General features: G+C 72.8%; 19 protein-coding genes. 15 read left to right on the top strand and 4 right to left on the bottom strand.

What is annotated here, in order from left to right; genetic code table 11:
* Positions 1-52: 52 nt before the first annotated feature.
* From pabB to ACGFIB_RS25655, 11 genes are all read left to right on the top strand, one after another.
* Positions 53-2,128 (top strand): aminodeoxychorismate synthase component I, encoded by a 2,076-nt coding sequence (gene pabB, locus ACGFIB_RS25705; protein WP_142574698.1) that lies wholly within the window; start codon positions 53-55, stop codon positions 2,126-2,128.
* 2 nt (positions 2,129-2,130) lie between these two features.
* A complete protein-coding gene (locus ACGFIB_RS25700; protein WP_393375562.1) occupies positions 2,131-3,123 on the top strand; it encodes a prephenate dehydrogenase/arogenate dehydrogenase family protein in 993 nt (330 codons plus the stop codon).
* Positions 3,124-3,128: 5 nt separating this feature from the next.
* The gene (locus tag ACGFIB_RS25695; RefSeq protein WP_357262279.1) at positions 3,129-4,814 is read left to right on the top strand and encodes a class I adenylate-forming enzyme family protein; all 1,686 of its coding nucleotides are present in this window, start codon (positions 3,129-3,131) and stop codon (positions 4,812-4,814) included.
* Positions 4,815-5,038: 224 nt separating this feature from the next.
* Entirely contained in the window at positions 5,039-6,121 is a 1,083-nt protein-coding gene (gene aroF / locus ACGFIB_RS25690; protein ID WP_142574701.1) for a 3-deoxy-7-phosphoheptulonate synthase, read from the top strand.
* Positions 6,122-6,164: 43 nt separating this feature from the next.
* The gene (locus tag ACGFIB_RS25685) at positions 6,165-8,297 is read left to right on the top strand and encodes a molybdopterin oxidoreductase family protein (protein WP_393375559.1); all 2,133 of its coding nucleotides are present in this window, start codon (positions 6,165-6,167) and stop codon (positions 8,295-8,297) included.
* Entirely contained in the window at positions 8,294-9,775 is a 1,482-nt protein-coding gene (locus ACGFIB_RS25680; RefSeq protein WP_357262285.1) for an FAD-dependent oxidoreductase, read from the top strand. Before ACGFIB_RS25685 ends, ACGFIB_RS25680 begins: the two co-directional genes overlap by 4 nt.
* Before the next feature lie 30 nt (positions 9,776-9,805).
* Positions 9,806-11,299, top strand: coding sequence for an MFS transporter (locus ACGFIB_RS25675; protein WP_393375556.1), 1,494 nt, complete (start codon positions 9,806-9,808; stop codon positions 11,297-11,299).
* A 362-nt stretch (positions 11,300-11,661) separates the two neighbouring features.
* Entirely contained in the window at positions 11,662-12,888 is a 1,227-nt protein-coding gene (locus tag ACGFIB_RS25670) for an ATP-grasp domain-containing protein (protein ID WP_357262288.1), read from the top strand.
* Positions 12,885-14,192: an MFS transporter gene (locus ACGFIB_RS25665; RefSeq protein ID WP_393375552.1), complete on the top strand. Its 1,308-nt coding sequence runs from the start codon at positions 12,885-12,887 to the stop codon at positions 14,190-14,192. The genes ACGFIB_RS25670 and ACGFIB_RS25665 overlap by 4 nt, the downstream gene beginning before the upstream one ends.
* A 14-nt stretch (positions 14,193-14,206) precedes the next feature.
* Complete coding sequence (locus ACGFIB_RS25660) at positions 14,207-15,022, top strand: cupin domain-containing protein (RefSeq protein WP_393375550.1); 816 nt, start codon at positions 14,207-14,209, stop codon at positions 15,020-15,022.
* A 183-nt stretch (positions 15,023-15,205) separates the two neighbouring features.
* The gene (locus ACGFIB_RS25655) at positions 15,206-16,132 is read left to right on the top strand and encodes an aldo/keto reductase (RefSeq protein ID WP_393375547.1); all 927 of its coding nucleotides are present in this window, start codon (positions 15,206-15,208) and stop codon (positions 16,130-16,132) included.
* 49 nt (positions 16,133-16,181) lie between these two features.
* Here the strand turns inward: ACGFIB_RS25655 and ACGFIB_RS25650 are convergent, their stop codons facing one another.
* The 3 genes from ACGFIB_RS25650 to ACGFIB_RS25640 form a co-directional block, all read right to left on the bottom strand.
* Positions 16,182-16,895 carry a response regulator transcription factor gene (locus tag ACGFIB_RS25650; RefSeq protein ID WP_142574708.1) on the bottom strand — a complete coding sequence of 238 codons (714 nt, stop codon included), beginning with the start codon at positions 16,893-16,895 and terminating at the stop codon, positions 16,182-16,184.
* A 67-nt stretch (positions 16,896-16,962) separates the two neighbouring features.
* Positions 16,963-18,051, bottom strand: a complete 1,089-nt coding sequence (locus tag ACGFIB_RS25645; RefSeq protein WP_393375543.1) for a sensor histidine kinase — start codon at positions 18,049-18,051, stop codon at positions 16,963-16,965.
* Positions 18,052-18,093: 42 nt separating this feature from the next.
* On the bottom strand, positions 18,094-18,975 hold the full coding sequence (locus tag ACGFIB_RS25640) for a UbiA family prenyltransferase (protein ID WP_393375540.1): 882 nt from the start codon (positions 18,973-18,975) through the stop codon (positions 18,094-18,096).
* A gap of 364 nt (positions 18,976-19,339) precedes the next feature.
* On the opposite strand from ACGFIB_RS25640, the gene leuA reads away from it, so the two are divergent.
* The 4 genes from leuA (at position 19,340) to ACGFIB_RS25620 (ending at position 26,124) form a co-directional block, all read left to right on the top strand.
* Positions 19,340-21,073 (top strand): 2-isopropylmalate synthase, encoded by a 1,734-nt coding sequence (gene leuA, locus ACGFIB_RS25635; RefSeq protein ID WP_393375537.1) that lies wholly within the window; start codon positions 19,340-19,342, stop codon positions 21,071-21,073.
* 93 nt (positions 21,074-21,166) lie between these two features.
* Positions 21,167-23,962 carry a helix-turn-helix transcriptional regulator gene (locus ACGFIB_RS25630; RefSeq protein WP_393375534.1) on the top strand — a complete coding sequence of 932 codons (2,796 nt, stop codon included), beginning with the start codon at positions 21,167-21,169 and terminating at the stop codon, positions 23,960-23,962.
* A gap of 71 nt (positions 23,963-24,033) precedes the next feature.
* On the top strand, positions 24,034-25,374 hold the full coding sequence (locus tag ACGFIB_RS25625) for an APC family permease (protein ID WP_393375532.1): 1,341 nt from the start codon (positions 24,034-24,036) through the stop codon (positions 25,372-25,374).
* A 108-nt stretch (positions 25,375-25,482) separates the two neighbouring features.
* A complete protein-coding gene (locus ACGFIB_RS25620; RefSeq protein WP_357262309.1) occupies positions 25,483-26,124 on the top strand; it encodes a phosphatase PAP2 family protein in 642 nt (213 codons plus the stop codon).
* Here the strand turns inward: ACGFIB_RS25620 and ACGFIB_RS25615 are convergent.
* On the bottom strand, positions 26,087-26,749 hold the full coding sequence (locus ACGFIB_RS25615; RefSeq protein ID WP_393375529.1) for a response regulator transcription factor: 663 nt from the start codon (positions 26,747-26,749) through the stop codon (positions 26,087-26,089). The two genes, ACGFIB_RS25620 and ACGFIB_RS25615, sit on opposite strands and share 38 nt — an antisense overlap.
* Positions 26,750-26,782 lie beyond the last annotated feature (33 nt).

Below are 26,782 nucleotides of genomic sequence, written 5' to 3'. Positions count from 1 at the left end.
CGGCGCCGGCGGCTCACCCGGTTATTCCGACACGGCTTGGAGGAACCCCGGAATGAGAACGATCCTGATCGACAATTACGACTCGTTCACCTACAACCTCTACCAGCTCCTGGGTGAGGTGAACGGGCAGCCGCCGGTGGTGGTGCGCAACGACGCCGACTGGTCCCAGGTGCCGATCCACGAGTTCGACAGCGTCGTGATCTCCCCTGGTCCCGGCCGGCCCGAGCGGGCCCGCGACTTCGGCGTGAGCGCGCGGGCCATCCGCGAGAGCGGGCTGCCCGTGCTCGGCGTCTGCCTCGGCCACCAGGGCATCTGCCACCTGTTCGGCGGGACCGTCACCCACGCGCCGCAGCCGATGCACGGCCGCGTCTCGCAGGTGCGTCACACCGGCGCCGACATCTTCGCCGGCCTGCCCTCGCCGTTCTCGGTCGTGCGCTACCACTCGCTGGCCGCCACCGACCTGCCGGACGAGCTGGAGGCCGTGGCCTGGACCGACGACGGCGTCGTCATGGGAGTCCGGCACCGCACGGAGCCGATCTGGGGCGTCCAGTTCCACCCCGAGTCGATCAGCAGCGAGTACGGTCGCGAGCTGCTGGCCAACTTCCGCGACCTCGCGCTGGCCCACCGCCAGGCCAGGGAGGAGCGCGCCGCCGCCACTCGCTCGCCCTATCGGGTGCACGTGCGCAGGCTGCCGCTGCTGCCGGACGCGGAGACCGCCTACCGTGAGCTGTTCGCGGGCAAGGAGCACGGCTTCTGGCTCGACAGCAGCTCGGTGATCGAGGGCCTGTCGCGGTTCTCGTTCATGGGCGACGGCTCCGGTCCGCTCGCCGAATACGTCACCTACCGGGTGGCGGAGGGCGCGGTCACCGTACGCCGGGCCGACGGGTCGCGGCAGCGGGTCGAGCAGCCGTTCTTCGAGTACCTGGACGAGCAGTTGCGTGAGCGCGCCGTGCCGGCGCCCGAGGGCCTGCCGTTCGACTTCAACCTCGGGTACGTCGGCTACCTGGGCTACGAGCTCAAGGCCGAGGCGGGCGGCCAGGCCGCGCACCAGGCCGAGGAGCCCGACGCGGCGCTGCTGTTCGCCGACCGGATGCTCGTGCTCGACGACGTGGAGGGCGCCTGCTACCTGCTCGCGCTGACCACGAACGCGGACGGGGACACCGACGGTGGCGCGCTCGCCTGGCTGGACGAGACCGCGGCGCGGCTGTTCTCCCTGCCGCGGCACCGGCCGGCCGAGCCGGTCGCGTTCGCGGGAGTCGGCATGACCGACCCGGCGATCGCCGACGCGGTCGAGATGCGGCACGACAAGCAGGGTTACCTCAGCCGGATCGGCGAGTGCCTGGAGGAGATCTACCACGGCGAGTCCTACGAGATCTGCCTGACCAACGCCGTCACCGTCCGGGCCGAGATCGACCCGCTGCGGACCTACAGCCACCTGCGGAGCATCAGCCCGGTGCCGTACGGTGCGCTGCTCGACTTCCCCGACGTCGCGGTGCTCAGCGCCTCGCCCGAGCGGTTCCTGACGATCGGCCCCGACCGGGTCGCCGAGTCCAAGCCGATCAAGGGCACCCGACCACGCGGCGCGACCCCGGAGGAGGACGAGGCGCTCCGCCACGACCTGCTCAGCCGGGAGAAGGACCGCGCCGAGAACCTCATGATCGTCGACTTGATCCGCAACGACCTGAACACGGTCTGCGAGGTCGGGTCGGTGCACGTGCCCCGGCTCTTCCACGTCGAGACGTACGCGCCGGTGCACCAGCTCGTCTCCACGATCCGCGGCACGCTGCGCCCGGAGGAGTCGGTGGTGAGCTGCGTGCGGGCCGCCTTCCCCGGCGGGTCGATGACGGGCGCTCCCAAGCTCCGCACGATGGAGATCATCGACCGCCTGGAGGAGGGGCCGCGCGGCGCCTACTCCGGCGCGCTCGGCTGGTTCTCCCTGGGCGGGGCCACCGACCTCAGCATCATCATCCGCACCCTGGTCGCCACCGAGAACCGGGTCAGCTTCGGAGTCGGCGGCGCGATCGTGGCCCTGTCGGACTCCGAGGAGGAGTTCGAGGAGACGGTCGTCAAGTCCCGCGCCATGATCACCGCGGTGCTGGCCACCGCGGCCCAGACCGTAGGGGCCTGACGATGACACGCAGGGACCACACGACGGACCACGCGGCGGACCTGCTGCGGCGCTGCGTCGTCGTCGGCGGCGCGGGCGCCGTGGGCGGCCTGTTCGCCGAGCACCTGCTGCGGTCCGGCGCCGAGGTGCTCGTCGTCGACCCCGGCGCCGGGGAGGCACTGCCCGGCGAGGCACTGCCCGGAGAGGCGAGGTTCCTGCGCGGCGACATCACGGACATGGGACCCGATCTCCGCGAGGAGATCGGGCGGGCCGACCTCGTCCTGCTCGCGGTGCCCGAGCAGGTGGCGCTGGCGGCGGTGAAGCAGGTGGCCGCGGCGATGCGGCCGGGCGCGCTGCTCGCCGACACGCTCTCGGTCAAGGGCCCGGTCGCCGGCGAGATCCTGGCGCACGCCGGGGACGTCGAGGCGGCCGGTCTCAACCCGATGTTCGCCCCGTCGCTCGGCTTCGCGGGGCGGCCGGTCGCCGCCGTCGTGCTCCACGACGGTCCCCGCGCGACGGCGCTGCTGCGGCTGGTCGAAAGCTGGGGCGGCCGCGCCGTACGGCTCGGCGCGCACGAGCACGACCGGCTGGCCGCGGCGACCCAGGCGCTCACTCACGCGGCGGTGCTGTCGTTCGGGCTCGCGCTGGCCCGCCTCGGCGTCGGCGTCGCCGAGCTGGCCGCGGTCGCTCCGCCGCCACACGCCACGATGCTCGCACTGCTGGCCCGGATCGCCTCGGGCACCCCGGAGGTTTACTGGGACGTCCAGTCGGCCAACCCGCAGGCCGCCGCCGCCCGCGAGGCCCTCGCGGACGGCGTGCGCACACTCGCCGGCCTCCTCGACGGCCGGGCGGACGGGGAGGCGGAGTTCGCGGCGGCCCTGGGCGGGCTGCGCGACCTCATCGGCCCCGGCCTCGACTTCTACCGCGACACCTGCGCCGAGATGTTCGGCGCGCTTCCCCCGTACGAGCTCAGCCCCACCACGAGCACGTCATCTCCTGTCACGACTGAAAGGTGAGATCGATGACCATCTCCCACGAGACCGTCCTCACGCCGGAGCAGCGCGCCAGGTTCGCCGCGGACCCGGACCTCGGCGGCGGCAACCTCCTGACGAAGGCCATCGAGGCCAACCCGCACCCGGAGCTGCCGTTCATCCACCTGGGCCGGCCGCTCACCAACACCAAGGGTGAGCAGCAGACCGAGTTCAGCCTGCTGGACCTCGACGAGCTGGCCCAGAGCTGGTCGGTGTGGTACCTGCGCCAGGGCGTGCGGCCCCGCGACCGCGTGGCCATCTACCTGGAGGACTCCTTCGCCTACTCCCTGCACTTCTACGCGCTGTCCCAGATCGGCGCGGTGGCGGTGCTGGTCAACAGCAAGGCGTCGCGGTACATCGCCACCGAGCTGTGCCGCCAGACCAACCCGGTCGGCATGTACACCGACCTCGCCCACCTGGAGATCCTCGGCGAGGAGTTCCACCTGCTGCCCGGCCTGAGATGGACGCAGGTGGCCGAGGAGCTGCCCGCGCCTCCGCCCGCCGTGCTGCCGCAGGAGGCCCGCTTCCGCCACGTCGGCGAGGACCCGGTCTCGATCCTGCACTCCTCCGGCACCACCGGGCGGCCCAAGCCGGTCATCCAGACCCACCACTCGTGCGTGGCCGGGCCGCGCTTCCGCCTCGTGGACCACCACGAGCAGCCGGGCGCCGTGATGATGACCGCGCTGCCCCAGTCGCACCTCGGCTGCATCGCCTACACGACGTACGCCATGCTGGGCGGCACGCCCATCGTGCCCTGGTTCGACACCAGCGGCCCCGAGCTGGCCAAGGCCGTCGAGCAGTTCCGCCCGACGACCGTCATGGCCTTCGGCCACGCGTACGCCGAGCTGGCGGGCGCGGACCTGCCAGCCGGCGCGATCGACTCCGTCAACGTCTGGATCTCCATCGGCGACGCGGTCCACGAGAAGCACATCAAGGGAATTCTGGCCAAGCGTGACCCCTCGCTGCCGCCGGCCGCGTTCTTCGACCGCCTCGGCACCACCGAGCTGGGCTGGGGCGTGCTGCTGAAGGTCCGCACGCTGGCCGACGAGCGCAACGACCGGTGCGTGGGCAAGCCGGTCGGCGTCGCCGAGGTCGCCGTGCTGCGCAGGGACGGCACGATCGCCGACGTCAACGAGGTCGGGCTGCTCGGCGCGAAGGGCCCGGCGATCACCGCCGGATACTGGAGCGACTCCGACACCACCTACCGCAGCAAGCTGTCGGGCTACTGGCTGACCGGCGACATGGCCTACCGCGACGAGGCGGGCAACTACTTCCAGGTCGACCGGGCGGTGGACGCCATCGAGACCCCGACCGGCACCGGCTACTCGGTCTTCATGGAGGAGCTGCTGCTCAACGACCTGCCCGAGGTCCTCGACTGCGCCGTGGTGGCGGGCATCCACCGCGGTCGCACGGTCCCGGTGGCGGTCGTGACGTCGAGCGCGCTCAGGCCGGACGCGCAGAAGCTGCTCAACGAGGCGAACGAGAAGCTGAAGGCGGCCGGTCACCCCGAGCTGACCATGCTGGAGGTCGCGCGCAGCGACGAGGACTTCCCGGTCGGCGTCACCGGCAAGGTCCTCAAGCGCCGGCTGCGGGAGAAGTACAGCTCGCTGTCCACCTACATCCGCGAGAACGGCGGCAAGTCGCTCGGCACGATCCTCACGGACGTCTTCGTCTGATCCCGCCCGGCCGACGCCCCCGATTCCCGCGACACGCACGCGGATCGAAGGCGATTCGCACGCGGATCAACGGTGATCCGCACCCGATCCGCGCCGCCGGGCCGGGCCGGAGGTCCCCCCCAAGACCCGGCCCGGCGGCGCACACCCCGACCCCGGCCCCGACCCCGACACCGCCGCCGCCCCGACACCACGAAGACCCGACCACACGGATGTGGAGAATTCCCATGACTGACGCCGAGCTGTTGCTGGTTTTCGACTCGACGATCGATCCGTCCGGCATCGACGGGTGGGCCCAGCACTTCGACTCCACCGGCACCACGGCCAGGACGTACCGGCTGGGCGGGGCGGACGTGATGGTGGCGCAGGGGCCCGGCACCCTGCTGCCCCTCCCCGCCGACCTGCCCCGGCCCCGGCAGACGGCACAGGCGAGCGGCGGCTTCCGGCTCGGCCGGCGCGAGCTGTTCCCCTCGGGCACGGCCGTGTCCATCGGCTCCGCCGTGATCGGGGACGGGGACATCGCCGTCTTCGCCGGACCCTGCGCGGTCGAGAACCCCGGGCAGATGATGTCCACGGCCAGGGCCGTCGCCCGGCACGGCTCGGTCGGCCTGCGCGGCGGCGCGTTCAAGCCGCGCACCACGCCCTACTCCTTCCAGGGCCTCAAGTGGGCGGGCCTGGACCTGCTGGCGCAGGCCAGGGAGGAGACCGGCCTGCCGATCCTCACCGAGGTGGTCGACCCCCGGCACGTCGACCGGATGGCCGAGGTCATCGACGGCTTCCAGATCGGCACCCGCAACATGCAGAACTTCGAGCTGCTGACCGAGGTGGGCCGCAGCGGCATGCCGGCCGTGCTGAAGCGCGGCTTCGGCTGCACGGTCGACGAGCTGCTCACCGCGGCCGAGTACCTCCTCGCCGAGGGCAACGACCAGGTCGTGCTGTGCGAGCGGGGGATCAGGACGTTCGAGGGGGCCACCCGCTTCACGCTCGACCTGTCGGCGGTGGCGCTGCTCAAGCGGCGCACCCACCTGCCGGTGATGGTCGACCCCAGCCACTCTCTCGGCATCCCCGAGCTCATCGAGCCGCTCACGCTGGCCGCCGTGGCCGCGGGCGCGGACGCCCTGCTCATCGACGTGCACGTCCAGCCCGAGCAGGCGCTGTGCGACGGCAAGCAGGCGCTGCTCCCCGAGGACTTCGCCCGGCTGATGAGCCGGCTGGAGATGCTCGCGCTCGGCGTCGGCCGCCGGATGGCCCCGGCCCCGGCCGCCGACTACTCAGAGATCCACGACGCCCTCACTCCCGACGTCGTCTAGACCGGCCCGGCTGCGTACGAGTGCCGGTCGAGGAGGTGGAGCGATGAGCGCGGCGACGAGCACGCGCCCGGCGGACGCCACTGTCGGCGCCGTCGACACTCACTGCCCCTACTGCGCGTTGCAGTGCGGCATGACCCTCAGCCCGGCGGGCCGCGCCTCGGTGCGGGTGCGGCCCCGCGACCCGTCCGCGGGCGGACTGTGCCAGAAGGGCTGGGCCGCCGCGGCCCTGCTCGGCTCGCCGGCCCGGCTCACCACGCCGCTCGTCCGCGACGGCGGGACCCTGCGCCCGGCGAGCTGGGACGAGGCGGTCGGCCTGGTCGCCCGCAGGATCAAGGAGATCACCGCCGATCGCGGGCCGGACGCCGTCGCGGTCTTCGGCGGCGGCGGGCTCACCAACGAGAAGGCGTATCTGCTGGGCAAGTTCGCCCGGGTGGCGCTCGGCACCTCCCAGGTGGACTACAACGGCAGGTTCTGCATGTCGTCGGCGGCGGCCGCGGCGCACCGCGCCTTCGGCCTCGACCGGGGGCTGCCGTTCCCCCTGACCGACCTGGAGGGCGCGGACGCGGTGCTGCTCGCCGGGGCCAACCCGGCCGAGACCATGCCGCCGTTCCTGTCCCACCTGCGCCGCGCCATGGACGCCGGCGGGCTGATCGTGGTCGATCCCCGGCGCACCCCCACGGCCGAGCGTGCGGCGCTGCACCTCGCGCCGGTTCCCGGCACCGACCTCGCGCTGGCGCTCGGCATCTTCCACGCCGCCGTGGCCGACGGGCGCCTCGACCACGGTTTCGTCGGCGACCGCACGACGGGGTTCGACGAGGCCTGGCGGGTGGCCGCCGCCTGGTGGCCCGAGCGGGTGGAGCGGGTGACCGGCGTCGCCGCCGCCGACCAGCGCAGGGCCGCCGCGATCCTGGCCGAGGCCGCGAGCGCCTACGTGCTGACCGCACGGGGGACCGAGCAGCACTCCACCGGAGTGGACACGGTCGGGGCCTGGATCAACCTGGCGCTCGCGCTGGGCCTGCCCGGCCGCCGCGGCTCGGGCTGGGGCTGCCTGACCGGCCAGGGCAACGGGCAGGGCGGGCGTGAGCACGGGCAGAAGGCCGACCAGCTGCCCGGCTACCGGCGGATCGACGACCCGGCGGCCCGCGCGCACGTGGCGGGGGTGTGGGGGGTCGAGCCGTCCGCGTTGCCCGGCCCGGGACGGTCGGCGTTCGAACTGCTCGACGCGCTCGGCACCCCCGACGGCCCGTCCGCGCTGCTGGTCTTCGCCAGCAACCCGGTCGTGTCGGCGCCGCACTCGGCCCGGGTGGCCGACCGGCTGGCCGCGCTCGACCTCCTCGTGGTCGCCGACATCGTGTTGTCGGAGACCGCCAGGGCCGCCGACGTGGTGCTGCCGATCACCCAGTGGGCCGAGGAGGACGGCACGCTGACCAACCTCGAAGGACGTGTGCTGCTGCGCCGCCGCGCGCTGGCCCCGCCGCCCGGGGTGCGCACCGACCTGGAGGTCCTGCACGACCTGGCCGTACGGCTCGGGCAGCCGCCCGAGCGCTTCCCCGCCGACCCCGAGACGGTCTTCACCGAGCTGCGGGCCGCGTCGGAGGGCGGCCCCGCCGACTACTCGGGCGTGACCTGGGACCGGCTGCGCGCCGGAGAGCGGCTCCACTGGCCGGTTCCGGCCGGGCCCGAGTTCCGCCGGCCGGGTCATCAGGGAACGCCGCGGCTGTTCCTGGACCGGTTCGCCCATCCCGACGAGCGGGCCAGGTTCGCCGCCGTGGACCACAAAGGGCCGGCCGAGCCGCCGGACGAGGAGTTCCCCCTGTACGCGATCACCGGGCGGGTGCTCCAGCACTACCAGTCGGGCGCGCAGACCCGCCGGGTGGAGGAACTGCGCGCGGCCGTGCCCGAGGCGTACGTCGAGGTGCACCCGGACACCGCCGAGCGGGCGGGGCTGCGCGACGGCGCGGCGGCGGCGGTCGTCGGCAGGCGCGGGCGGGTCCTCGCGACGGTGCGCTGCGTGCCGTCGATGCGGCCCGACGTGGTCTTCCTGCCGTTCCACTTCCCGGGCGCCCAGCGCGCCAACCTCGTGACGAATCCGGCGCTCGATCCCGTCAGCCGGATGCCCGAATTCAAGGTCTGCGCCGTACGGCTGTCGCCGGCGGGGGAACGGGAGGCGCAGTGAGAACCAGGGTCGTGATCGCCGGCTACGGCATGGCCGGCGCCCGGCTGGCGGAGGAGATCCGCCGCCGGGACCCGGCGGGAGAGCGCGTCGCGATCGTGGCGATCGGGGACGAGCCCCACCCGCCGTACAACCGGGTCCTGCTGTCCAACGTGCTGGCGGGCGCGATGTCCGCCGAGTCGGTGCGGCTGCAGGAGGAGGGCTGGGCCGTCGCGCACGGCGTGGAGGTGCGGCGGGGCCGCGAGGTCGTCTCGATCGACCGCGACGGGCGCCGCGTCACGCTCGACGACGGCACGCTGGTCGGCTACGACGTGCTCGTGCTGGCCACCGGCGCCCGCGCGTGGGTGCCGCCCGTGGAGGGGCTGACCGGCGACGACGGCGAGCTCGCCCCCGGCGTTGCGACGTTCCGCACGTTGGACGACTGCGCCGCGATCGCGGCGGGAGCGCGCGGCGGCGCGCGGGTGGCCGTGCTCGGCGGCGGCCTGCTCGGCCTGGAGGCGGCCAGGGGCCTGGCGGCGCGCGGCAACGCGGTCACCGTCGTCCATCCGAGGGCCCACCTGATGGAGCGCCAGCTCGACCACGGCGCGGGCCAGGTGCTCGCCCAGGTCCTGCGCGGCCTCGGCGTGCGGGTGCTGCTGAACTCGCGGGCGGCCCGCTACCTGCCCGGCGACGGGCTGAAGCTGGACGACGGCCGGCTGGTCGATGCCGACCTCGTCGTCGTGGCGGCGGGGGTGCGCCCGCAGACTGCGCAGGCGTGGGTGGCCGGGCTCGACGTCGAGGGCGGCGTGCTGGTGGACGACGACCTGCGCACGAGCGACCCGTTCATCCACGCGATCGGCGACTGCGCCCGGCATCCCGGCACGGTGCCCGGGCTGGTGCAGCCCGCCTGGGAGCAGGCCGCCGCGCTGGCCGCGCTGCTCACCGGCACCCGGTCGCCCTACCGCGGCACGAAGGTGGTGACCCGGCTCAAGGCGAGCGGGGTGGACCTGGCCGCGCTCGGCGACGTGCACGCCGCGCCGGACGACCCGCACGCCGAGGTGCTGTGGCTGAGCGAACCGTCCCGTGGCCGCTACGCCAAGCTCGTCGTCCGCGACGAGCGGGTGGCGGGGGCCATCGCGCTCGGCGTGCCCGACGCCGCCGCCGCGATCACCCAGTTCTACGACCGCGGCCTGCCCGTGCCGCCCGACCGGCTCGCGCTGCTGCTCGGCCGGGCCATGCCGTACGGCGAGGGCGCGGCCTCCGACGGCGGAAACCCGGCGGGGCTGTCCGGAACGAGCGTGGTGTGCCGCTGCAACGCGGTCAGCAAGGACACGCTGGTCGCCGCCTGGCGCTCCGGGGCCCGTGACCTGACCGCCCTCGCCTCGGCGACCCGCGCGACCACGGGCTGCGGCACCTGCACCGACACGGTGTGCGGCATCGCCCGCTGGCTCGCCCAATCGGAGAAGGCGCAGGCGGCGGGGACGGCGCATGCCCCTTCCTGAGACCCCGACCATGCTGACGAGGAGTTGCCCATGAGCGAAACGAGGGCGGCCGCCCGGCGCGGCCGCGGATGGATCGAGCACTGGAACCCGGAGGACGAGGAGTTCTGGGAGACCACCGGCCGGCGGGTGGCCCGGCGCAACCTGATCCTGTCGGTCTTCACCGAGCATCTGGGCTTCGCGATCTGGGTGCTGTGGTCGGTGGTGGTGCTGAGCCTGCCCGCCGCCGGGCTGCCGATGAGCGTGTCGGAGTCGTTCTGGCTCGTCTCCGCGCCCAATCTGGTGGGCGCGGCGATCAGGATCCCCTACACGTTCGCGGTGCCGCGCTTCGGCGGCCGGGTGTGGACGACGGTCTCGGCGGCGCTGCTGCTGATCCCGTCGTCGCTGCTGGCGTTCGTCGTGCCGAGCGGCTGGCTGGCCGCGCAGGACCACGACACGAGGTTCTGGGTCCTGCTCGCCTGCGCCGCCGTGGCGGGCGTCGGAGGCGGCAACTTCTCCTCCTCCATGGCCAACATCTCGTTCTTCTATCCCGAGCGGCGCAAGGGCTTCGCGCTCGGCCTCAACGCGGCCGGCGGCAACCTCGGCGTCGCGGTCGTCCAGCTCCTGGTGCCGCTGGTGGTCGTCGCTGGCGTCCCCGCGGCGGCGTCGGGCACACGGGTCCACCTCGCGTACGCCGGCCTGGTCTGGATGCCGTTCATCGTGGTGGCCGGGCTCGGCGCCTGGCTGTTCATGGACAGCCTCGCCGAGGCCAAAGCCGACCCCCGGTCGTACGCGGCGGCGTTGCGCCACGGGCAGACCTGGATCGTGTCGCTGCTCTACGTCGGCACGTTCGGCTCGTTCATCGGGTTCTCCTTCGCGCTGCCGCTGGTGATCAAGACGACGTTCCCCGAGTTCCTCGCCCAGCACCCGTTCGTGCGCGACTACCTCGCCGGGCTCGGCTTCGTGGGGGCGCTGGCCGGGTCGGTCGCCCGGCCGTTCGGCGGCAGGCTGTCCGACCGGTACGGCGGGGCCCGGGTCACGCTGGCCGTCTTCGCCGGGATGGTCGTGGCGACCGTCGTGGCGGCGGCCGGGGTGATCCGTCACGACTTCGGCCTGTTCTTCTGCGCCTATCTGGTGGTCTTCGCCTGCTCCGGCGTGGGCAACGGCTCGACCTACCGGATGATTCCGGTGATCTTCGGTGAGCTGGGGCGCAGGGAGGCGGCCAGGGCCGGCCTCGATCCGGCGCTGACCGCGACGGACTACAAGCGCAGGGCCGCGGCCGTGATCGGCATCGCCGGGGCGTTCGGCGCGTTCGGCGGGTTCCTGATCCAGCAGGTGTTCCGCCTGGCGAGTCTCGACGCGGCGAGTGCGATGAAGGGCGTGACCGGCGTCGACGCGGCCCGCGTCGCCCAGGAGTACGCGGGGTGGTCGCTGCCCGCCCTGTGGATCTTCGTCGGCGCCTACGTGCTGCTCGCCGGGCTCACCTGGTGGACCTACCTGCGGCGCGGGCCGAGCCGGGCGCCGAGCTTCGCCTACGCCCGCGTATGAGTTTTTCGTAGCACTCAGGCGTAACCAAAGTTGTAGGCCGTCTGCCCCTTCCGTCATCCGGTCCGGTCGGTAGGGTGCGCGGCCGTTGTGGCGGCCGTGTACGCGTGCCAGCGTGCTGGTCACAGGGCCCGTGAAACGGCTCGTGCGGGACCACGTACGGAACCTCGTACCGGACCACGTACCGGGACCTCGTACGGACTTGGAGGGATTTCGATGGCACGTCGCATCCGCGTGAGCAAGCCGACCGGAAAGCCCCAGCCGAACTCGCCCGACCTCCGCACCCCGTCGGGCCGCGCACTGCCCTACTGACCGATCCACATCAGGCGCACAACCACTTCCAGCAGAAAGAGGGGAGGATCCCGGTGAGCAATCTCGTCATGGTCATGCCCTACCGGGCGTTCGTCATCAAGGCCCGAGAGGAGGGGCACCGGATCTGCGCGGTCTGGGATCCCGCCCTGCAGACGCCGGACTACCTGGCCGGCATCGCCGACCTGGCCGACGCCTTCGTGCTCACCGACTTCGCCGACCCCGTCGCGTTCGACCGGACCGTACGGCAGGCCGTGCGCGACTTCGACGCCGACCTCGTCTACCACATCGGGGCCGAGGAGAGCATGCTCGCGACCTACCGCATCGCCGAGGACCTCGGCAAGGCGGTCAACCCCGCGCGCTCGATCGAACTGCTCAACGACAAGCTCCAGTTGCGGCGGCTGCTCGCCGAGCACGATCTGTCGCCGGTGCGGTTCGCCCACGCGGCGCGCTGGCAGGACGTGCCGGCCCTGCTCGGCGGCTTCGACCTCCCCGTGGTCGTCAAGCCGACCGAGCTGGCCGGCAGCCGCGGGGTGTACCTGCTGAGCGAGCCGGGCCAGGTCGCCGAATGGGGCGCGCTGCTCGACTCGTACGGCTACGGCGGCCCGGTCCTCGTGGAGGAGTACCTGCGCGGCCCCGAATACAGCGTGGAGTCGATCAGTGACCACGGTCGCCACCAGGTGGTCGGCGTCACCCGCAAGGTGCTCGGCCCGCCGCCGCTGTTCGTCGAGGCCGGGCACGTGCACCCCGCGCAGGCCGGGCCCGACACGGCGGCGATGGCCGAGCTGACGATCGAGATGCTGCGGCTGACCGGTTACCGGACCGGCCCGGCCCACACCGAGATCATCTGGACCGCCGCCGGTCCCCGGATCGTCGAGTCGCAGGCGCGGCTCGGCGGCGACCAGATCCCGCGGCTGGTGCAGCTCGCCACCGGGCTCGACATCGAGCGGGCCGTCTTCCGGATCCTCGACGGCCGGTCGCCGGGCACGGTGGAGCGCCGGGCGGTCGCGCACATTTCGTACTTCAGCCTGACGCCCGGCGAGGTCCGCGCCGTCTCCGGTGTGGAGGAGGCCAGGGCGCTCGACTTCGTGGACATGCTGGAGTTCCCGTTCCGGCCGGGCGACAGGATTCCCGAGACGGTGGACTGGCGCACCCGGCACGGCTTCGTCGTCGTGACCGGGGAGACCGACGAGCAGGCCGTCGCGCGGGCGCGGCACGTCCACTCGCTCGTACGGGCCGAGGTGGGCGAGCCGGTCACGGCCGGGGCGGGCGTGGCGTCATGAACCTGTCCGCCCTCCATCCGAACTTGCGCGTCCGCATCGCGGTCGGCTTCCTGCAGCGCCTGCTCGACTCGATGGTCATGTCGTTCATGGCCATCTACCTCGCCTTCGAGTACGGCGTGGCGGTCGCGGGCGTGCTGGTCGTGACCGTCATGGTGCTCGGCGTCGTGGGCACGCTGGCGGGCGGGCACATGTCCGACGCACGCGGGCGGCGGCGCACGCTGCTGCTCGGGGAGACCGGCGTCTGCCTGACGTTCGCGCTCATGGCGGTCGCCGACTCGCCCGCCTGGCACAGCCCGGCCATCGTCTACTGCGGCTACCTCGTCAACAAGTTCGCCGCGAGCTTCGCGATGCCGGCGAACGACGCGATGATCCTCGACGTCACGACCCCCGAGAGCCGCAAGCTCGTCTACACGATCAACTACTGGTCGATCAACCTCGCGCTGGCCTTCGGCGCGCTGCTCGGCGGCTTCCTCTACAACGGTCACTTCACGCTGCTGCTGACCCTGGCCGCCGGGGGCACGGTCGTGATCGCCGCGGCCACGTACTTCCTCATCGCGGAGACCAAGCCCGAGGAGACCGAGCCCGAGGAGACCGAGCGGGGGCAGAATGAGCGGGGCGAGACCGGCGGGGCGGCCGAGCCACGCGGGTCGATCCTGCGGGACTTCGCCAACGGCTACCGGCTGGTGCTCCAGGACCGCGCCTTCGGCCGGCTGCTGGTGGCCGCCACGCTGTTCATGTCCATCGAGCTGCAACTGATCAACTACATCGGCGTACGGCTGGCCAGGGACCTTCCGGCGCAGAACCTGCTGTCGATCGGCTCGTGGTCGGTCCGCGTGGACGGCGTGGAGATGCTCGGCATCCTCCGTGCGGAGAACACGGTGCTGGTCGTGGCGCTCGCGCTCGTCGCCCACCTGGTGCTGCGCCGGGTGCCCGACCGGGTCCGGATGTACGCCGGCGCGGGGCTGTTCACCGCCGGATACATGGTGCTCGCCGTCAGCGACACCGGCTGGGTCCTGCTCGTGGCCGCGCTGGTGCTCACCGTGGGCGAGCTGATGGACGTGCCGGTGCGGCAGGCACTGCTCGCCGACATGGTCCCGGCCGCGTCCCGCACCCGCTACATGGCGGTCTACAACCTCAACATCCGGGTGGCCCTGGTCGTCGCGTCGCTGTGCATCACGATCGGCTCGGTCCTTCCTCCGTGGGGCATGGCCGCGCTGTACGGCGTCTTCGGCCTTGTGATCATCTGGCAGTACCACGCGATCCTCACCCCCTCCGCCGCCCGCGCAGAACTCGCGCGGGCGTGACCAGGGAGAGTCCGATGAACCTGACCACGCAAGAGATCGGCGCCAGGCAAGAGATCGGCGCCAGGCAGGAGACCGGCGCCCGGCAGGAGACCGGCACGGTGTTGCGGGGCGCGCGGCTGGAGTATCGGCCGCACGGCGACTGCTGGGTGAGCCCGGTGGCCGGCCCGCACATCGGCGCGCGGCACTCCACCGTCGACGCGGTCCGCATCCCCGCGGGCCGCCAGTGGGCGCCGCCGGGCGCGGCGGCGGCCGAGCAGATCGCGGTCGTGCTGGCCGGCGCGGGCGTCGGCACCGTCGGCTACGAGATCGGCCGGATGCGCGCCGCGTCGGCGCTGTACTCACCCCTGGGCAGTACGTACTCCCTGTCGGCCGGCGACCGGGAGATGACCGTCTACATCTGGAGCGCCGTGCCGTCCGAGGGCGGCACGGACCGCGCCGTCCGGCCCAGCGCCGGCCAGGCCCGGTTCCGCTCGCTGTGGAACGGCGAGACCTGGCTGACCCCGCCCGTCGCGAACGTCCTGTTCCGGCCGGGAGCCGGCCATGCGGGGCTCTGCCTGCGCTGCGGGATCATGCTGCCGGGGGAGACGCTCGGCGTCCGCCCGCGCGAGCAGAGCGAGGCGGTGTACTTCGTCTTCGAGGGCGAGGGCCAGGTCTACCTGCACGACCGGTGGGTGGACCTGGGGCCGGGCGACGGCGTCTTCGCGCCGCCGGGCGTCCGGCACGGCGCCCGCAACCCCCACGCGGGCCACCTCGCCAGCCGCTTCGTCGTGTTCGGCGGATCCGTGGCCGAAACGCCGTCATATCTGGCCGATGGTTTACCAGGTTTGTAGCGCGAACGGCCGTGGCGGTGGGGAAAAATAAGGGTGGAAAATCCGCCTCATTCAATCCGAGTGGTCTCGGGTGCATCCTCGCGTTTCTTGTACCTCCATTACTTCCAGCGGTGTCCACGTGAATGACGAAGCGATATCGAAACCGTTCGAACGACCTCGGCCACGCGGGTCGCGGGTGGCGTCATGCGGCGCGTGAACCTCGGCGGGCAGGGGCTGGTCGCCACGAGCCTCGGGCTCGGCTGCACCGCGCTGACCGGATCGTACGGCCCGGCCGACCCCGATGAGGCGATGCGGGTCGTCCTGCGCGCACTCGACGGCGGCGTGTCGCTGATCGACCTGATCGACGCCGACGGCGAGGCCGAGCGTCTGGTCGGCAAGGCCGTCGCCCACCGGCGCGACGAGGCCCTGATCGCGGCCGCCCCCGGTGCGGCCCGCTGGGAGGGGCGGGGCTGCGTGTTCCGCCCCGAGGACCTCGGCCGCGCCTGCGACGCGTCGCTGGCCCGCCTGGGGATCGAGCGGATCGACCTGTTCGTGGTGGACCCCGGCGCGGCCGGCGCGCCGATCGAGGAGACGATGGGCGCGGCGGGCCTCCTCCAGGACGCCGGGAAGATCGCGCACATCGGCGTTCGCGGGCTGGACGGAAACCGGCTGCGGCGCGCGCACGCGGCGCGGCCCGTGGCCGCCGTCGCGGTGGAGTACTCCCTGTGGCAGCGCCGGGCGGAGCGGGAGCTGCTGCCGCTGGCGCGCGAGCTGGGCATGGGCGTGGTCGCCGGCAGGCCGCTCGGCCGGGGCTTTCTGGCCGGCCGGATCACCTCGCAGGTCCAGCTCGGCCCGGGGGACGTGCGCCGCCTGGACCCGCGTTTCTCCCCCGAGAGCCTGGAAGCCGAGCTGCTGCGGCTGCGCGACGCCCAGGGGGTGGCGGCGGACATGGACGTCGGCATGGGGCGGCTGGCCATCGCCTGGCTGCTGGCGCGAGGCGGCGACATCGTGCCGGTGCCGAGCACGCGCGACCTGGTCCACCTGGAGATGAACCTCACCGCGACCGGCATCCTGCTGCCCGAGCCGCTCAAGGCCCGCCTCGCCAGGGCCTTCCCTCTGGACGAGGACTGACTGCCCGCCTCTGAAGGAGGACGAGTCCGCCCTGGAGGAGGGCTGATGCTCAGGGGAGTGAGCGCTGCCCCCGCAGGCCGGGGGTGTTCGGCCGTGGGCGGGGCGCCGGCTGGTCGCGGCGCGGCGAGATGAGCGAGGCGGCCAGCGCCTTGTTGACCGCGTCGATCCGGGAGACGGCACCCAGCTTGGTGAAGATGTTGTGCAGGTGCCGCTTGATGGTCGCCTCGGTGAGCGTGAGCCGGGTGGCGATCTGGTAGTTGCTCAGGGCCTGGGCGGCGAGTTCGAGGATCTCCCGCTCCCTGTCGGTCAGCACCACCTTCGACCCGCCTCCCTGCACCTGGGCGAAGGAGTCGCGCGAGACGGCGAGCACGAGCCGGTCGGGCTCGACCCTGACGCTCCTGACGGCCGAGATCAGCTCCTGGCGGTGCACGCTCTTGAGCAGGTAGCCGCGGATGCCCGCCGCCAGCAGGCGGCTCAGCAGCTGCGGGCCGTCGTACATGCTGAGGATGATGATCTGCGACTCGGGCGAGATCGTGCGCATGCGGGCCACGGTCTGTGTGGCGTCGTCTCCGGGGATCTCGACGTCGAGGAGGACCACGTCGGGCCGCTCCCGCTCGACCAGGGCCACCGCCCCGTCGGAGTCGCCCGCCTCGCCGACGACCTCGAAGTCGTCCTGGGCCTCCAGGATCTCGCGCAGGCCCTCCCGGAACAGCGCGTGGTCGTCCACGACGGCAATCCTGATCATGGTGCCCGGTGCGCTCATTTTGTCCCCTCGCCTGGCGGCTCGGGGCCGCGTGAGCGAGTCGCGCGGTGTTCCCTGATCCGCTCGCTCATGCGGTAAGCCCCGAGAACGGCACGTAAAGTTCGACGTGCGTGCCGTTGCCCGGCCTGCTCGTGATGGTGGTCGTCCCTCCGATGATCGCAGCGCGTTCCTGCATCGACAGCAGGCCCACCCCGTCCGACCGCCTTCCCCCTTGCGCGAAGCCCAGGCCGTCGTCCTCCACCGACGCCCGCAGTTCGTGGGGGGCGAAGTCGATCCGGATCAGCACCTTGGTGGGGTTGCCGTGGTTGAGCGCGTTCCTGGTCGCCTCACGCAGGATGAGGAAGGACTCGTCGCGCACGGTGGGAGAGGCCCACGTCTCGTCCCCGCTGACCCGCAGCCGGATGTCCACCTCGTCCATGTCCACGGTCTCGAGGTAGTAGAGAAGGGCCTTCTCCAGGCTGTTGAGCGGCTCGTGCGGGTGCAGCTCGCTGGTGACCGCCCGGAGGTTCTGCATCGTCTCCAGGATGGCCTGCTGGGCGGTCTCCACCTTGGCGGTCGCCGTCGCCGGCTTGTTCGCCCGGTGCAGGTCGTACAGCTCCAGTTGCCGGTGGGCGACGCTGAGGCCGTGCCCGAGCCGGTCGTGCAGTTCGCGGGCGATCCGGCGGCGCTCCTCGACCTGGGCCTCGTGGACCTTGTCGAGCAGGAAGCTGGAGTAGCTGGCCGAGGCCTCCCTGATCCGTGTCGTGATGCTGCGCTCCAGCCCCAGCACGACCAGCGTGAGCAGATGCATGGACTCGGCGTCGCCGGGCATGCGCTCCAGCAGGCAGGTCACGACCGCCTGGAACCACACCGACGCCGCACGGAGCGATTCGTCCGGATGGACCCCGCTCGCCGCCCTGGTCACCCCCACCTCCCACGCGATGATCTTGTGGGAGTCGCCGACCCTGATGCTGCCGGCCCGGAGCGTCTCCGCGACGTCGTCGAGGATCTGCTCCGCGTTCGCCAGCGCCTGCCGCAGGGCGATCGGATCGCGGCTGATCGGGCTGTTCAGTGCCGCCAGGTTCTGCGCGTACGCTTCCAGAATCTCGGAGCGATGGGCTTCGAGGAAACCCTCGAAGTCCGGGACCGCCGATCCCAGTTCTCGATCTCCCGCCAATGGACCCTCCGAGGGGAAGCGGACGAGTGTCTCCATCCTGGACTAAGCCGCACGCCCAGACAATAAGAATTGTGACACCAGCGGGAGAAGAACGGCCAAATGTACAGCGTATTGCGTCGTCATGAACGCCCGGTAGGGCAGGCGGCGGCGCACCCGGGACCCCCGGGAAAGCGGAGTGAGGGTGACGACGACGAGCAGCGATGCGCCGGTGAGCATCGCGGCCGGCGCCATGCCGAGGGGCGCCCGCAATAGGACCGCGACCGCGCAGAAAGCGAGCGCGACGGAGGCGGCGACCGCCGACAGCAGCAGCCTGACCGGCCATTCTCCGCGGCTCACCGCGAACGTCACGCGCCCGGCGGAGCGGTCGCCCGCGATGTCGGGCAGGTCCTTCGCCGGAGTGCCGACCAGGCCCATCCACAGCGAGGCCGCGAGGGCGAACGCGGGCAGCGCGATCACCGCCTCCCCGGCGGGGCCGGTCCCGCACGAGGTGTAGCCCGCGCAGTAGGAGAGCAGGCCGGACACGCCGCCGACCACCACGGTGGCGCTGGACCACTTCTTCAGCTGGAAGGGCGGCGCCGAGTAGAGGTAGCCCAGCACGAGCACCGCCGTGACCAGCCAGATCATCGGGCCGCCGAGCAGCAGCGCGCCGAGCAGGGCCGCCGCGGCGGAGGCCCAGGCGACGATCCGGGCCTGGGCGGGGTCGAGCTCGCCGCGGGCGATCGGCCGGCGCGAGCCGTTCACGCGGTCCTCCCGCACGTCCATCACGCCGTTGAACAGGTAGACGAAGAAGATCGCGCACTGCCACACCACGGCCCCCGCCATCAGGCGGAACGGATCGGCGGGGGCGAGTCCGGCGTCCAGGGCCGCGCCGGCGGCGAACCGCAGGAAGAAGATGGCCAGAACGGACGGGCGCGCCTCGGTCACGCACATTCCGAGGATTCGGAAAGGCGAAATTGAAATGGCCGGGAAAGCTGCTCTGGTGATCGACATGACTCGGAGTATGTGTCCGATTCAGGGGGGCGTTAAGAGGGCCGCCCGGGAGGTTGTACCAGGTCTACAACTTTCGATACCCCTACCGATCGTACGGGTGATACGGGGCGCACTCTAGTTGCTTCTCCCTTGCCCCTTGACCAGGGCGCTTGTAGCTTCGGCAACGTACCGGTCAGCGAATCACCAGCAATTTGGACGGCCTTCCGGACGGAAGTCGGCGCGATTCGCGGGCAGCTTTTCGGAGAAACGGTCGGTCGCGAATTCGGTGGCAAGGTCGCCGATGAGAAAGGAATTCCTCATGAGCAGCTCTCCTTCCCGTTACTCGGCCTTCACCCCCGTCCGCCTGGCGGACCGGCGCTGGCCGGACCGGATGATCGAGGCCGCCCCGCGATGGCTGTCCACCGACCTGCGCGACGGCAACCAGTCGCTGGTCAACCCGATGAGCCCGGAGCGCAAGCTCGCGATGTTCGACCTTCTCGTACGGATGGGCTACAAGGAGATCGAGGTCGGTTTCCCGGTGGCGAGCCAGGACGACCACGACTTCGTGCGCATGCTGATCGAGCAGGACCGGATCCCCGACGACGTGCGGATCTCGGTTCTGGTGCAGGCGCGGGACGAGCTGATCCGGCGGACCGTGGAGAGCCTGGCCGGTGCTCCCCGGGCCAACATCCACCTCTACAACGCGACCGCCCCGCTCTTCCGCCGGGTGGTCTTCGGCATGACCCGCGACGAGTGCAGGAACCTCGCCGTCGAGGGCACCCGCCTGATGATGAAGTACGCCGAGGCGACCCTGGGCGACTGCGACCTGGGATTCCAGTATTCGCCCGAGCTCTTCAACGAGACCGAGCCCGAGTTCGCGCTCGAGGTCTGCGAGGCGGTCATGGACGTGTGGCAGCCGGAGGAGGGCCGGGAGATCATCCTCAACTTCCCGACCACGGTGGAGCGGTCGCTCCCGCACGTCTTCGCCGACCAGATCGAATGGCTCGACCGCAATCTGTCCCACCGCGAGCACGTCTGCCTGTCGATCCACCCCCACAACGACCGGGGCACCGGCGTGGCCGCCTCCGAGATGGCGCTGCTGGCCGGCGCCCAACGGATCGAGGGCTGCCTGTTCGGCAACGGCGAGCGGGCCGGCAACGTCTGCCTGGTCACCCTCGGCCTGAACATGTACACCCACGGTGTCGACCCCGGCATCGACTTCTCCGACATCACCGAGATCCGGCGCACTGTCGAGTACTGCAACGAGATGCAGGTCAGCCCCCGCCACCCGTACGGCGGCGACCTTGTCTACACGGCCTTCTCCGGCTCCCACCAGGACGCCATCAAGAAGGGCTTCGACGCGCTGACCGTGGAGGCCGGCGAGGCCGGCGTCAGCGTGGACGACCTGCCGTGGAGCATGCCGTACCTGCCGATCGACCCCAAGGACGTCGGCCGCACCTACGAGGCGGTGGTGCGCATCAACAGCCAGTCGGGCAAGGGCGGCGTGGCCTACATCCTGAGCGCCTGGCACGGGCTCAACCTGCCCAAGAACCTGCAGGTGGAGTTCGCCCGCGTCGTGCAGGCCCACGCGGACGGCTCGGGCGGGGAGATCACTCCGACCGTCGTCCGTGACCTGTTCGACGAGGAGTACCTGTCGCGGACCGAGATCACCGTCCCGCTCGGGCTCGGCGGCCGGCCGCTGCAGACCACCTTGTACGTCGACGGCGCGCGCTTCGACGTCACCGGGCCGCGGGCCGACGCCATCCGCACCCTGGGCGCCCGGCTGGCGGTCTGGAACGTGGACGTGCAGATGGTCCACCGCACCGGCGTGGAGGCCGCGGCGGGGAGCGCGGAGGACCAGGAGGTCGCGGTCTACGCCGAGTGCGTGATCGACGGGCGGCAGGTCTGGGGGGTGGGCCTCGACCGCGACGTGGTCGCCGCGTCCTTCGCGGCCGTCCGCTCGGCCCTGGCCCGCGCCGGCGAAACGGACGCGGAAGGCGCGGGAGAGCGGGCCGGCGAGAGCGTTTCGGCGCAAATGACGCTGGTCGGCTGAACACCGCTCAACAGATGATCTTTACATAAGTCACGGCAATTGTGAAACCGGCCGGCCCGGCCGAGAAATCGAACGAAATTCGGGAGGCTCATTATGGCCCTGGTGGAGCGGGAAGAGGTGTTGGCCTCCCTTGAGGACATGCTGGCCGACGCCGTCACCGGCAGAGGAAAGATCGCGATCGTCGGCGGACCCGTCGCGACGGGAAAGACCGCACTGCTCAACACTCTGGTCGAGGACGCGCTGGAGCACGGCGCCCTGCCGCTGACCGCGAGCTGCTCCCAGTCCGAGACGGGACTGGCGCTGGCCGTGCTGTCGCAGATCCTGCACAACGCGCCGCTCACCCCCGAGGAGGAGGAGCGCACCCGCAACCTGCTGCACGAGGGCGCCCGCTGCGCCATGTCGGCCGACCCGCTGGCCGACTACGTCGACCAGGTGGACGCCCACATCGTGCACGCCCTGTGCATGGTGCTGCTCGAACTCGCCGAGCGGCACCCCCTCATGATCGTGGTGGACGACATCCAGCACGCCGACCGCGCCTCCCAGCTCTGCCTGGCCTACCTCGCCCGCAGGCTGCGCTTCGCCCACATCCTGGCGATCTTCAGCCAGTCGGAGGAGACGTGGAACGCCCCGTCGCTTTTCCAGACCGAGCTGCTGCGACAGCCGCACTGCCGCCGCCTCCCGCTGTCGGCCCTGTCCCGCGAGGGCGTCGAGATCATGGCCGCCGACATCGTGGGTGACGACGTCGCCCGGCGGTTCGCCGCGGACTGGCACGCGGTCAGCGGCGGCAACCCGCTGCTCGTGGGCGCGCTCGTCGAGGACCACCTCGCCGCGACCGACGCCGGAGGCGCCCCGGCCGAGAGCGAGGCGGCGGATCCGGACGAGATCGTCACGGGCGACGCCTACCGCCAGGCGGTGCAGTCGTGCCTGCGCCGCGGGCACCCGCTCGCGGCCCGCGTCGCCCGGGGCCTGGCGGTCGCCGGCGACCCCGGCCACCTCGACCGGCTGCTCGACCTCGACGCCGGCGTCGTCGTCCAGACGCTCAACGCGCTGCACAACGCCGGACTGGTCGGGGCCGACCTGCACCTGCGCCACCCCCAGGCGCGCGCCGCCGTGCTCGCCGACCTCGACCGGCACGACCGGACGGACCTGCACCGCAGGGCCGCCGAGCTCGCGTACGGCCAGGGCGCCCCGGCCGCCGTGATCGCCGAGCACCTGCTGGCCGCCTCGCACAACGGTGGCTCCTGGGCCGTGCCGATCCTGGAGGAGGCGGCCCGGCAGGCGCTCAGCGAGGGACGGGTCGAGCCCGCCGTCGACTACCTGCGGCTGGCCGACGGCGCGTGCACCGACGACCAGCGCCGGGCCACCATCAAGACGACGCTGGTGCGGGCGGAGTGGCGGCTCAACCCGAGCGCCCCCGCGGCCCACCTCGACGAGCTCACCGACGCCATGCACCGCGGCCACCTGCGCGGCTCCGACGCGGTCGTGCTGGCCAAGGCGCTGCTGTGGCACGGCCGCTTCGACGACGCCCGCGACGTGCTCGACCACCTGGGCAGGATCGGCACGATCATGGACGCGGAGACCGTGGCCGAGATCCGCGCCGCCCGGCCGTGGCTGCGCTGCTCCTACACGCCGTTCCTGGCGCACATCCCGAGGGTCACCGACGTGAGCACGCAGGCGCCGCCGTCCGCGCCGGTCATCGGCCGGCTGGAGGCCGCCACCGCGCTCGCGGCGGTGCTCACCAAGGGCCCGCACCCGCAGACACTGGCCGACGTGGAGCGCATCCTGCGCGGCTCCCGCCTCGACGACATGTCGATGGACGCCGTCGAGTGCGCCCTGCTCGCGCTGATCTACGGTGAGCGGCCCGACCTGGCGGCCCCCTGGTGCGACCTGTTCTTCGAGGAGGCCGCCAGCCGGCGCGCCCCCAGCAGGCAGGCCCGCCTCGCGGCGCTGCGCGCCGAGATCAGCCTGCGGCAGGGCGACCTGGAGGGCGCCGAGGGCCTCGCCCAGATGGCCGTACGGCTCATCCCGCCGACGAGCTGGGGGGTCGCGATCGGCGGCCCGCTGTCGGTGCTGCTGACGGCGGTGACCGCGATGGGCCGGCTGGACGAGGCCGTGCAGCTGGTCAACCAGCCGGTGCCCGAGGCCATGCTCCAGACCCGGTACGGCCTCCACTACCTGAACGCGCGGGGCCGCTACCACCTGGCGACGGGCGACCTCGGCATGGCGTTGCGCGACTTCCAGACGTGTGGCGAGCTGATGGGCTCCTGGAGCCTCGACTCGCCGGGGCTGGTCTCCTGGCGGACGGGCGCGGCCGAGGCGCTGATCGGCATGGGCCGCGCGGAGCAGGCCCGGCCGCTGCTGGACGAGCACGTGGCGCGCTGCGCCCCCGGCCCGGTCCGCGCCCGCGGGACCGGCCTGCGGCTGACGGCCGCCGCGAGCGAGCCCCGGCAGCGTCCCCCGCTGCTGCGCCGCGCCGCCGACATGCTCCAGGCGAGCGGCGACCAGTACGAGCTGGCCCGGGCTCTGGTCGACCTGGCCGACGCCTACCAGGCGGTGGGAGAACTGCGCCGCGCCCGTACGGTCGCCAGGCAGGCGCAGCGGATCGCGGAGGAGTGCGAGGCCGTTCCGCTGGTCAACGCGCTCACCCAGGGCGGTCCCGGGCAGCCGGCCGAGCCGCCCCGCACGGACAACGGCCCCGGGACGCTGAGCGAGGCCGAGCGCCGGGTGGCCTCGCTCGCCGCGGTCGGATACACCAACCGCGAGATCGCCGACAAGTTGTACATCACGGTCAGCACGGTCGAGCAGCACCTGACCCGCATCTACCGCAAACTCAACGTCACCCGCCGTTCCGACCTGCCCGCCAGCCTCGAGTTCAGCACCTCCGCCTGAGACAGCTCCCACGCCCTGGGCCGGCCGGACTTTCCCGGCCGGCCGTTTCCCTGACTGGAAGGTGAACGCGCATGACTCAGACGAGCGTCACCCCTGCCGCCGCCCCCGCTGCTCCATCGGCCGCTGCGCCATCGGCCGCCGCACCGGCCGCCACACCGCTGGGCCGTCTCACGGCGGCCCAGGGCGCAGCGATGTACGTCGGCGCGGTGCTCGGCACGGGCGTCATCGCCCTGCCCGCGCTCGCGGCCCAGGCGGCGGGGCCGGCGTCGCTGCTGGCCTGGCTCGGCCTGGTCGTGCTGTCGGCCCCGCTGGCCGCGGCGTTCGCCGCGCTCGGCGCGCGCCACCCCGACTCCGGCGGCGTGTCGACCTACGCCCGCCTCGCCTTCGGGGACCGGGCCGCGGTCGTCGTCGGCTGGTGCTTCTACTTCGCGATCCCGCCCAGCGCCGCCGCCGCGGCCCTGTTCGGCGGCGAGTACGTCGCCGCGGCGGTGGGCGGCGGGAGCGGCACCGCGACGCTGACGGCGGCGGGGCTGATGGTGATCGTGACCCTGTCGAACGCCTCCGGCCTGCGGGTGACCGGCCGGGTCCAGCTCGGGCTGGCCGGGCTGCTCGTCGCGTTGCTCGTCGTCGCCGTCGCGCTGTCGCTCCCGCACGCCGACATGGCCAACCTGCGGCCGTTCGCCCCGCACGGCTGGACGGCCGTCGCCCCGGCGGCCGCCCTGCTGGTGTGGAGCTTCGCCGGCTGGGAGGCGATCACGCACCTCGCCGCCGACTTCCGCAGGCCTGCCAGGGACCTGCCCAGGGCCGCCGCGGCCGCCGTCGTGGTCGTCGGCGTGCTGTACCTGTCGGTCGCCTTCGCCACCGTCGCCGTCCTCGGCCCGGCCGCCGGAGGCGCGCGGGCGCCACTCGGCGACCTGCTGGCCCTCGGTCTCGGCGGCAACGCCCGGCTGCTCGCCGCCGTCGCCGCGCTGCTGCTGACGCTCGGCGCGATGAACGCGTACTGGGCCGGGGCGGCCAAGCTCGGCGCGGCCCTCGGCCGCGACGGCGCCCTGCCCGGCTGGCTGTCGCGCGGCAGCGTCGCCGGGGAGGTGCCCCGGCGCAGCCTCGGCGTCGTCGCCGTGCTGTCCTTCCTGTCGCTCGCCGTCGTGTACGCGGCGGGGACGGGCATCCGTCCGCTGGTGCTGATGACCAACGGGTCGTTCGTGGTGGTCTACGCGATCGGCGTGGCGGCCGCCATCCGGCTGCTGCCGCGCGGCCGGGCCAGGGCCGCCGCCCTGCTCGCGCTCGTGGCGGTCGCCCTGCTGGTCGCCGCGTCGGGGGTCTACCTCGTCTGGCCGCTGCTGGTCGGCGGCGCCGCCCTGGCCTACACGCGGTTCGCCCGCCGGGGGGTGGCCGTCCCGGCAGAACGTTGACGAAAGTGAAGGGTCACCGGCGACTTTCCGCGAGTGCCCGCCGGTCCGTCCGGTCCGTAGGGTCGAGGGGCCGGACGGACCGGCGAGACGCGGCATGGAGGGGAACCGGTGGGCAACGAGATCGAGGACGTCCCGGACATCAGCGCCGAGTGGTATCGGGAGGTCACCGCCTTCGCCCTGCACACCCCCGCGTGGGTGCGCGACGCGGCGGGGATCGCGACGGACGCCGTCCCCGCGATCCTGTTCGCGTTCCTCGTCCTCGGGTGGTGGCGGGCGCGGCGGGAGGACGACCGCAGGATGGCGCTCGCCCTGCTCGCCCCGGTCGCGGTGGTGACGGCCTATCTCGCGAGTGAGGGTGTCAAGAGCGTCCTGCGGCTGCGCCGCCCCTGCTGGGACCTGGCCGACGTGGTCACCGTGGCGCACTGCCCGCCGTACGGCGACTGGTCGCTGCCGAGCAACCACGCGACCTTCGCCGCGGCGGCGGCCGTCGCGCTGGCCGTCCTGTGGCGCGGCATGGCGGTGGTGGCGCCGGTGCTCGCGCTGCTGGAGGCGTTCTCCAGGGTCTTCGTGGGCGTTCACTACCCCCACGACGTGGCGGCGGGCCTGCTGTTCGGCGCGCTGATCGCGCCGCTGGTCTTACTGGCCCCGCGAAACTCCGCGACCGCCCTGGTCGCCGCGATGCGGCGGCGCCCCGCGCTGGCGGCGGTGCTGACTACCGCCCGCCCGCCAGTCCCGCCTCATGGGCGATGACCGCCGCCCGCACCCGGTTGGGCACGCCGAGCTTTCCCAGGATCGTGCTCACGTAGGTCTTGACGCTGCCCTCGGCGAGGTGCAGGCGGGCGGCGATGCCCGCGTTCGACAGGCCCTCGCCGACCAGGGCGAGCACCTCGCGCTCCCGGCCGGTCAGCGCCGCGACCTGGTCCCGGGCCGCGGCCGAGCGCGACAGCCGGTCGCCGGCGAGCCCCCGGATGACCCGTGCGGCCACCGGCGGCGACAGGTACGCCCCGCCCTCGGCCGCCGCCCGCACCCCGAGGGGGAACTCGCGCGGATCCCCGGTCTTCAGCAGGAACCCCGCCGCGCCGTCGCCCAGCGCGCGGGCGACGTAGGCGTCCTCACCGAAGGACGTCATGATCAGTACGGCGGTGCCGGGGGCGGTCCTGCGCACCTCGGCCGCGGCGGCCAGCCCGTCCAGGCCGGGCATCCGGATGTCGACGAGCGCGACGTCGGGCCGGTGTGCCAGGACGGCGTCCACCAGCTCGCGCCCGTCGGCGGCCTCGGCGACCACGTCGATGTCCGGGTCCGCCGCCAGGATCGCCCGCACCCCGGCCCGGATCACCGGTTCGTCGTCGGCCAGGACCACCCGGATCGCGTGCATGCCTTGATGGTAGGCAAGCGTGGAAAGTCTCCG

It is taken from the genome of Microbispora bryophytorum, from assembly GCF_043197435.1.
In the GTDB taxonomy this organism is placed as follows: Bacteria; Actinomycetota; Actinomycetes; order Streptosporangiales; family Streptosporangiaceae; genus Microbispora; species Microbispora bryophytorum.
Note: the sequence above shows the minus strand (reverse complement) of the source record. Positions and strands in the feature narration are given on the sequence as shown.

Bases quoted from the DNA above. Each gene is read 5' to 3' on its own strand.
- ACGFIB_RS25655 (WP_393375547.1), top strand. From the start codon at position 15,206: ATGCGGCGCGTGAACCTCGGCGGGCAGGGGCTGGTCGCCACGAGCCTC.
- aroF (WP_142574701.1), top strand. From the start codon at position 5,039: ATGACTGACGCCGAGCTGTTGCTGGTTTTCGACTCGACGATCGATCCG.
- ACGFIB_RS25625 (WP_393375532.1), top strand. From the start codon at position 24,034: ATGACTCAGACGAGCGTCACCCCTGCCGCCGCCCCCGCTGCTCCATCG.
- pabB (WP_142574698.1), top strand. From the start codon at position 53: ATGAGAACGATCCTGATCGACAATTACGACTCGTTCACCTACAACCTC.
- ACGFIB_RS25665 (WP_393375552.1), top strand. From the start codon at position 12,885: ATGAACCTGTCCGCCCTCCATCCGAACTTGCGCGTCCGCATCGCGGTC.
- ACGFIB_RS25630 (WP_393375534.1), top strand. From the start codon at position 21,167: ATGGCCCTGGTGGAGCGGGAAGAGGTGTTGGCCTCCCTTGAGGACATG.
- ACGFIB_RS25700 (WP_393375562.1), top strand. From the start codon at position 2,131: ATGACACGCAGGGACCACACGACGGACCACGCGGCGGACCTGCTGCGG.
- ACGFIB_RS25675 (WP_393375556.1), top strand. From the start codon at position 9,806: ATGAGCGAAACGAGGGCGGCCGCCCGGCGCGGCCGCGGATGGATCGAG.
- ACGFIB_RS25650 (WP_142574708.1), bottom strand. From the start codon at position 16,895: ATGAGCGCACCGGGCACCATGATCAGGATTGCCGTCGTGGACGACCAC.
- ACGFIB_RS25660 (WP_393375550.1), top strand. From the start codon at position 14,207: ATGAACCTGACCACGCAAGAGATCGGCGCCAGGCAAGAGATCGGCGCC.
- ACGFIB_RS25695 (WP_357262279.1), top strand. From the start codon at position 3,129: ATGACCATCTCCCACGAGACCGTCCTCACGCCGGAGCAGCGCGCCAGG.
- ACGFIB_RS25615 (WP_393375529.1), bottom strand. From the start codon at position 26,749: ATGCACGCGATCCGGGTGGTCCTGGCCGACGACGAACCGGTGATCCGG.
- ACGFIB_RS25685 (WP_393375559.1), top strand. From the start codon at position 6,165: ATGAGCGCGGCGACGAGCACGCGCCCGGCGGACGCCACTGTCGGCGCC.
- leuA (WP_393375537.1), top strand. From the start codon at position 19,340: ATGAGCAGCTCTCCTTCCCGTTACTCGGCCTTCACCCCCGTCCGCCTG.